We start from the raw sequence: 7,167 nt of genomic DNA, 5'->3' as shown, positions 1-7,167 counted from the left end.
CGCCATTGACAACCTGGTCTCTGGCATTAACTCCAGGCAGGAAGACGCCAACAACGCGGCCAGCAGCCTGGTACAGTCCGTGGTGACCAAATTCAAGGAAGGCTTCGGGATCAACTCACCTTCTAAAGTGATGTTTGAGATGGGGGCCTACCTCATCGAAGGACTGATCAACGGCTTGCAGGGTGACGAGCTCATGCGCTTCGTGGATAAAATGGTCGCGGATATGAAAGCCGCTTTTGAAAGCGGAAATTTCGACATCCTGAAAACCATCCAGCTTATGGGCGATGGCGCCGCCAAGCTCTTTGAAAAGCTGGGGATTAAGCTCGGCAACCTGTCCGGCGCACTGTTTGGCTCCGGAGGTATCCTGTTCCCAACCGACAGCAAAACCATCACCTCCCATTTCGGGTACCGTGATGATACGGGCGGGGTGGGCAGCAGCTATCACCAGGGCATTGACATCGGTGCTGGCATGGGTGAGCCCATCTACGCGGCCCTGCCCGGTAAGGTTGAGCTGGCCGGACCCAACGGCGGCTATGGAAACTGCGTCATCATCGACCACGGCGGCGGGCTTAAAACCCTTTACGGCCATATGTCCGCCATCGGAACCTCCGAAGGCGCCAGCGTTGCCCAGGGCCAGGTCATCGGCCTGGTCGGCAGTACCGGGAACTCCACCGGGCCTCACCTGCACTTCTCTGTCATCATGGGCGGCGAGCAGATTGACCCGTTAAAGCTGTTTCCAGGTTTTGCGGTTGGCAGCCGGTACATTCCAAAAGATATGCTGGCCATGGTCCATGAAGGTGAGGCGGTGGTGCGCAAGAAGGACAACCCCTATGCCAACAGCGGCGGCAGTTTCTGGAGCGGACTGTTAACCTCAGCCGTAAAACATGAGATCGCCCTGGCAAAGAACTACCCGGGTGTCAACGCCGGAAGCAATCAGACTACAATCAGCAATGTGACCAACAACAACGATAATGGCATCACTCAAAACATCTATTTTGCAGAAACGCCAGAATCACCAAGCGAAACAGCGCGCGCATTGAAGCGGGCAGGAAGGGAGCTTGCCTTTGGATAAATATAAAGTAAAGTTGCAGTTTAAGAATGGAAACCAGACCGTCGAGATGGGAAAGGGCTTCGATCTGAGGCTTTTAGAGAAACCGACGGGTCTGGATGGCTTTGAATATGAAGTTAAAACAAACGAGAGGAACCACTATGATGGGGATGACGTGGAATCCAAACGGATCGGGAAGAGGCCCATTGCGGTTACATTTGAATGCCCAAACGTTGAAAAATCGTCTGAAACACGGGATCAACTCTTGCGTTTCTTCAATCCAAAACAGACAGGAACGCTTTTGGTGGACTATTGCGGGGTGCTCAAAACCATTGATTATGAAGTGGAGAGCCTTAAGGATAACCAGAATAATTTGTACGAGCCTTTGAAGATGCATGTTGAGCTTGTCTGCCCCGAACCGTTTTTCAAAACCATTACAGAATCTAATACCGAAATCTCCACCTGGATCGGCGGCCTGAAATTCCCCTTCAAGCTGCCGTTCCATTTAAAAAGGCGCGGAGAACCGAGAGTCAATATTATCAACAGCGGCCACGTTGAAACGCCCGTGCAGATTATCTTTAAAGGCCCGGCGTATAACCCGACCGTAAGGCTTTTGCAAACCGGGGAGTACATCCGCGTAAAGCGGGAGTTAACCAGCGACGACACCCTGTATATCGACACCACCTTTGGTGTCAACAGCGTTGAGATCGAGCGGGATGGTGTGCGGGAGAACGCATTTAGTGCCATTGACTGGCGGAGTGATTTCTTCCAACTGCGGGTTGGGGATAATCTGGTGGAGTATACCACCGAGAACCAGCTGGTACCGCAAAGTGTGGAGATTCGGTTCAGGGAGCGGTATTTGGGAGCGTGATGAAAGATGAAAAATAGTATGAAAGAAGTAGCGGATCTTCTAGGTGTTAGGATTGGAGAAAAATTTCACATTAAATTCGCGGATGGCGAAAGACTATGCAATGAAATTTATTATTTTACAGAAAATGGCATAGCTGGCCCCGATGCGTATGAGTTTCAAGATGATTGGGACAGTTATCTTATTCGTATTCTTCTTGGAGAATATGAAATAGAAAAGATTTAGTAATGCAACAGCACTCGAAAGGGTGCTTTTTTAATACCCGAAAGGTGGTGAAAAAGTGGCAGAACATGATGGATTTTTTGATGGCGAAACCGAATACGGGCAGGATGAGCTTTTGAGGTACTACGACAACCTGTTTTACTCTGGAATCGCGGTTTCGAGCGCCGGGGTGATGGACTATGCCGTGACCGCCAGCGCTGGAAAGGTGCAGGTGGCAAAGGGCTTTTCGATTTTGAGAGGGGCTTGGAATTACAACGATTCAACCAAAAGCATTACGGTCACGCCGGACGCCAATTACGACCGGATTGACCGGGTGATAATCCGGCTGGATTACAGCGAAAAGACCTGCCGAATCGCTTTAAAACCCGGAACAGCGGCCAGCAGCCCCGCTCCGCCGAGCCTGCAGCAGGACAGTATCCGGCACGAGTTGTCCCTGGCGCAGGTGCGTGTAAGCAAGGACGGACAGCTGACCATAACCGATGAACGGTACCGGGAAGAACTGTGCGGTGCCATCCGACCAAAATATTTTAATGAGATGGGCACCATGCTCAAGGAGTTCCAGGCGCAGTTTGACGCATGGTTTGAAAAACAACAGTCTTTAGGATGGCGGCCCATTGCGATACAGGTAAATGAGCCAGCAGACAAGGTGGTTGGTATGATATGGATTTAGCAAAGATTAACGTCTTTGACAAAGAGATGAACTTTCTTGGAAAGGTTGACCGCTATAAGTCCCTGATCTATGTACGCAAATGGCAGTCCTACGGAAATTTTGAATTCCATGTCCCCAAGCCCGACCCAACGCTTTACGCGGACGGCAATCTGATCATCCTTGATGAAGACCCAGAGCGCTGCGGCGTGATCCGGTACAACGAGGACGACGAGTATTACGCGAAGGAGGCGACCATAAAAGGATTCAGCCTTTTGTATCTGCTGTCTGACCGCTTGACCGTTCCGCCGGCAGGAGAGGGTTACCGGGTGTTTAACAGCACACCGGTTGAAGACATTATTTACGCATTGGTTAAAGAAAATGCAGTGGACAAGCGCCCCATTGAAAGGCTCCGGCTCGGCGAAAGCCAGCACCGCGGCGGCAGCATTACCTTCCAGACACGGTATAAAGTATTGTCCGACGAGATCGAGAGCCTGTGCAGGCAGAGCGGTTTGGGGGCCCGGATTACCATGAACCCCGACACCCAGACCTTTAATTTTGAAGTGGTGGAGGGAGTCGACCGGAGCTATGACAATGATCTGGGTGATCTTGGGGCAGAGCCCTATATCTTTGCCAAGAAGTTCGGCAATGTCCGAAAACGTAACTACACCCACAGCTCCGTCGGGGCCAAGACAACCGCCTACGTGGCAGGCCAGGGCGAGGGTGAAAACCGGGAGATTATCATTTTAGGGGATGATCTGACCGATGTTGACCGAAGAGAAGTGTTCATCGACGCGAGAGATATCGAGCAGGGCGAGAGTACAGCCCTTGAGGATCGCGGCGCCGCCAAGCTGAAAGCGTATCAGGCCACCGACAGCTTTGAGTTTGAGGTGATCACCCGGGACTACCGAAAGAAGTGGGACCTGGGCGATATCACCACCTTCTACGACAAAGATCTTAATTATCTGGACAACAACCAGATCGTTGAGATACAGGAGACTTATGAGGCTGACGGCATTAAAATAGAGCCAACCTTTGGCGACCCGGTCAAAACCATCACCGACGTAGTAAAGTCTACCTCCGAGGAGATTAAAACCGAGAGCCGGACCAGCGTCGGCGGGGATAAAACCTATACCCATACCCAGACCACCCCGGCCATGAAATGGACCGTGCAGCACAACCTCGGAAAATTTCCGTCCTGCACCATCACCGACAGCGCCGGAACTGTGGTGATCGGCGAGGTCAAACATATGGATAAAAACACAGTAGAGATCGTCTTTTCGGCGCAGTTTGCCGGAAAGGCGTTTTTAAATTAGAGAAGGGAGGTATGAGATGGCAATACCTTATTTAACCAGTATTGATTTAAACCGCAATGAAATTTTGAACATGCGAATCCAGAGCCTGGGCACCGCCCCGGCAAGCCCGCTCAACGGCCTGATCTATTACGATACGACCACGAACCGGTTCCTGGGGTACGCAAACGGCTGGGTGGATTTAGGCGCGGTTTACGACGGCGAAAAGTTTACAACAGTCCTGCTGAATAAACTCAACGGCATCGCGGCCGGCGCTACCAAGGTGGAGAAATCCACGACCAACGGCAACATTAAGATTAACGGGACCGAGACAAGTGTCTACACCCACCCGGGCAGCGGCACCAATCCCCACGGCACTAACAAAAGCGACGTGGGGCTGGGCAACGTGGAGGACAAAAGTGCCGCCACGATTCTAAACGAGCTGACCGCAGCCAAAATTGCCGAGAAACTCGGCTTTATGCCCACCCAGATAACCGTGGGAGCCGATGCCGCCAAAGGCGCAGCAACCGGTTCAAAAGCCCTGTATATCGCCACCGACACCAAAAAGATCTGGCTTGACAACGCGGCGAATACCTGGCTGCAAGTCGGCGGTCAGGACACCATCGCATGGGCTGACATTACCGGAAAGCCCAGCACTTTTACGCCGCCCATTGCCACCGCTTCAAGACTCGGCGGGATTAAAGTCGGGGACAACCTGACCATAACAGAAGACGGTACCCTGTCCGCAGCAGCCGATCCGGCGCGGTTTATTATAAAAGAGCAACGCTACGTAGCCACCGCCGGGCAAAAAGATTTTACCCTGACAAACGGCAAATACAACACCGGCGTGGGGGCCTTACAGGTCTTTCTAAACGGTATAAAAATCGAAAGCAATATTATCACCGAAACCTCGAGCACAGCTTTTAGCTTAAAACTCGGACTGGAGGCCGGCGATATCCTGCTGGCCCGTTATATCCAGCTCATCAACGTCGAGCCATTCCCAGTGCATGGCAGCGAGCACCTGACCGGCGGCGCAGACCCTATTCCAGTGGCAACCGCCAGTAAACCCGGCCTTATGGCTGCCGCAGACAAAAGCAAGCTGGACAGCAGCTATACCAAAGCACAGGCGGACGCGGCCATATCAAAGGCCGTGAATGACCTGATCAACGGCGCACCAGACGCTTTGGATACCTTAAACGAACTGGCCGCAGCCATGGGGGATGATCCCAACTTTGCGACCACCGTCACCAACGCTTTAGCCGGAAAGGTGGACAAAGTAACCGGAAAGGGTCTGTCCACCAACGACTTCACCGCCGCGCTTTTGACAAAGCTCAATGGTATTGAGGCCGGAGCCAATAAATACGTGCACCCGGCGCTGACCGCTTTGACGGCCAGCTTCCGGAAAGTCGGACGAGACGCAAACGGACATGTCGTGGACGGTGGAGCAGTTGTAAAGGCGGATATTACCGCCCTTGGCATCCCGGCGCAGGATACGGTTTATACCCATCCGCCAACCCACCCGGCGTCCATGATCACCCCCGACGCCACCCACCGCTTCGTAACCGACGCGGAAAAAGCCATCTGGAACGCTCAGACGAAAAAATACAGCTCCGCCATTGGGGACGGAACCGCCACCAGCATTGTTGTAACCCACAGTCTGGGCACCCAGGACGTGACCGTGACGGTGAAAGAAGCCGCCAGCCCCTTCAACGTGGTGATGTGCGACTGCCAGATTACGGACGCAAATAAGATTACGCTCCTGTTCGCAACCGCGCCAGCCAGCGGGCAGTACCGAGTGACGGTGGTGGGATAACATGAAACTATTTGGAAAAGAATTTACCTTTAACGGCTTTGATGTATTTCACAAAGGAAATAAGCCAACCAAAACCGATGTGGGGCTTGGCAATGTCGACAACGTGAAGCAGTATTCCGCAAGCAACAAGCCAACGCCAGCAGATATTGGCGCAGAGCCGGCCTTTACCAAGAACAATGCGTTCAATAAGAACTTCGGAACGGCAGCCGGGACAGTGTGCCAGGGCAATGACGCTCGGCTCAGCGATGCCCGGACACCCAAAGCACATACGCATACAAAAAGTCAGATTACCGACTTTCCGGCATCGATGCCTGCATCAGATGTCTATGGCTGGGCAAAAGCATCGGTGAAGCCTTCATATGCGTGGAATGAGATTGGCAGCAAACCCAGTACGTTTGCGCCATCAGCGCATACACACGATGACCGTTATTATACAGAGGCAGAGGTCGATGCGAAAATTACAGGAGCATCAGGTAATACAGTGAATACCGGAATGGCCACACCAAGCAACCCTAAAAAAAATGATATATGGATATAAGGAGGAATTATGGGATCAACAATTAAAAGGCCCTTTCGTACTTTTAATGGTGCGGATTGGGATACACATTATTTTGATACATCGGAGGATATGATAAAAAGCGGCTGGGTCCAAAGCCTTGGAGAAGCCCGATGTTATCGGAAGCTGCCCGGCGGACAGATTTATATTTTTGGTTATGGAGACTTAACGACGAACGCATCCGGGACAGCGACACAGACCATTACGCTTCCCATAGCGTTTCCGAATAAGTTTGTCTCCCTGACAGATGGAATCTACGAAATAGGTGACTCGACTTGGACGGTTGGACAACTTATTCTCATGAAGGTCGGGCTTAGCCAGGTGAAAATCGTGATCAACGGCGCTGCTCCAAACAAAATTTTCCGTGTAAGTTTTGAAGCAAAGGGTTATTAAGGAGGAAAGATGGAAAACATAAAATATTACCTAAGAATTGCCGGCGAAAGCTACACGATTTACGCAATCGAAGCAGACAAAGGCGCACCAGAAGATGGCGATATCGAAATTTCTGCAATCGACTATGCGCGTTTTATGGAAGCCATTAGCGTCAACAGCCTTGCGCAGGTGAAATCGCCAGAAGATCAAGATCCTGAAAAGGGGCTTTTTGGCTATTTAGAGATTTTTGATCGAAACCAACGCTATTTTCGAGCCGGAGATGAAAGGACTTTTGGGTTTGTTATCCCGGATCTCTTTAGAATTATGCCTTCAGATGTACTTGTAACAGA

At 51.6% G+C, this 7,167-nt stretch carries 9 protein-coding genes; all 9 read left to right on the top strand.

What is annotated here, in order from left to right; genetic code table 11:
• The coding region (locus tag FYJ53_RS21740) for a M23 family metallopeptidase (RefSeq protein ID WP_154557766.1) at positions 1-1,072 on the top strand (1,072 nt) is incomplete at its 5' end.
• On the top strand, positions 1,065-1,919 hold the full coding sequence (locus FYJ53_RS20865; protein WP_143074452.1) for a phage tail domain-containing protein: 855 nt from the start codon (positions 1,065-1,067) through the stop codon (positions 1,917-1,919). The genes FYJ53_RS21740 and FYJ53_RS20865, both read left to right, overlap by 8 nt.
• Positions 1,920-1,925: 6 nt before the next feature.
• A complete protein-coding gene (locus tag FYJ53_RS20860; protein WP_090415374.1) occupies positions 1,926-2,141 on the top strand; it encodes a hypothetical protein in 216 nt (71 codons plus the stop codon).
• A gap of 55 nt (positions 2,142-2,196) precedes the next feature.
• Positions 2,197-2,808, top strand: coding sequence for a hypothetical protein (locus FYJ53_RS20855; RefSeq protein WP_154557765.1), 612 nt, complete (start codon positions 2,197-2,199; stop codon positions 2,806-2,808).
• The gene (locus tag FYJ53_RS20850; RefSeq protein WP_154557764.1) at positions 2,799-4,100 is read left to right on the top strand and encodes a siphovirus ReqiPepy6 Gp37-like family protein; all 1,302 of its coding nucleotides are present in this window, start codon (positions 2,799-2,801) and stop codon (positions 4,098-4,100) included. The genes FYJ53_RS20855 and FYJ53_RS20850 overlap by 10 nt, the downstream gene beginning before the upstream one ends.
• A 16-nt stretch (positions 4,101-4,116) precedes the next feature.
• Positions 4,117-5,889 (top strand): hypothetical protein, encoded by a 1,773-nt coding sequence (locus tag FYJ53_RS20845; RefSeq protein ID WP_154557763.1) that lies wholly within the window; start codon positions 4,117-4,119, stop codon positions 5,887-5,889.
• Between the two features lies 1 nt (position 5,890).
• The gene (locus tag FYJ53_RS20840; protein WP_154557762.1) at positions 5,891-6,427 is read left to right on the top strand and encodes a hypothetical protein; all 537 of its coding nucleotides are present in this window, start codon (positions 5,891-5,893) and stop codon (positions 6,425-6,427) included.
• Between the two features lie 9 nt (positions 6,428-6,436).
• The gene (locus tag FYJ53_RS20835) at positions 6,437-6,838 is read left to right on the top strand and encodes a hypothetical protein (protein ID WP_154557761.1); all 402 of its coding nucleotides are present in this window, start codon (positions 6,437-6,439) and stop codon (positions 6,836-6,838) included.
• 9 nt (positions 6,839-6,847) lie between these two features.
• A partial coding sequence (locus FYJ53_RS20830) for a hypothetical protein (protein WP_154557760.1) occupies positions 6,848-7,167 on the top strand: 320 nt, incomplete at its 3' end.

The organism is Eubacterium sp. BL-380-WT-2B (assembly GCF_009696115.1).
Lineage (GTDB): Bacteria > Bacillota > Clostridia > Eubacteriales > Eubacteriaceae > Eubacterium > Eubacterium callanderi.
The sequence above is the reverse complement of the archived record's forward strand: the minus strand, read 5'-3'. Positions and strand labels throughout refer to the sequence as shown.

What these genes read in the sequence shown, in the direction of transcription:
- FYJ53_RS20860 (WP_090415374.1), top strand. Translation starts at nt 1,926, where the DNA reads ATGAAAAATAGTATGAAAGAAGTAGCGGATCTTCTAGGTGTTAGGATT.
- FYJ53_RS20850 (WP_154557764.1), top strand. Translation starts at nt 2,799, where the DNA reads ATGGATTTAGCAAAGATTAACGTCTTTGACAAAGAGATGAACTTTCTT.
- FYJ53_RS20845 (WP_154557763.1), top strand. Translation starts at nt 4,117, where the DNA reads ATGGCAATACCTTATTTAACCAGTATTGATTTAAACCGCAATGAAATT.
- FYJ53_RS20840 (WP_154557762.1), top strand. Translation starts at nt 5,891, where the DNA reads ATGAAACTATTTGGAAAAGAATTTACCTTTAACGGCTTTGATGTATTT.
- FYJ53_RS20835 (WP_154557761.1), top strand. Translation starts at nt 6,437, where the DNA reads ATGGGATCAACAATTAAAAGGCCCTTTCGTACTTTTAATGGTGCGGAT.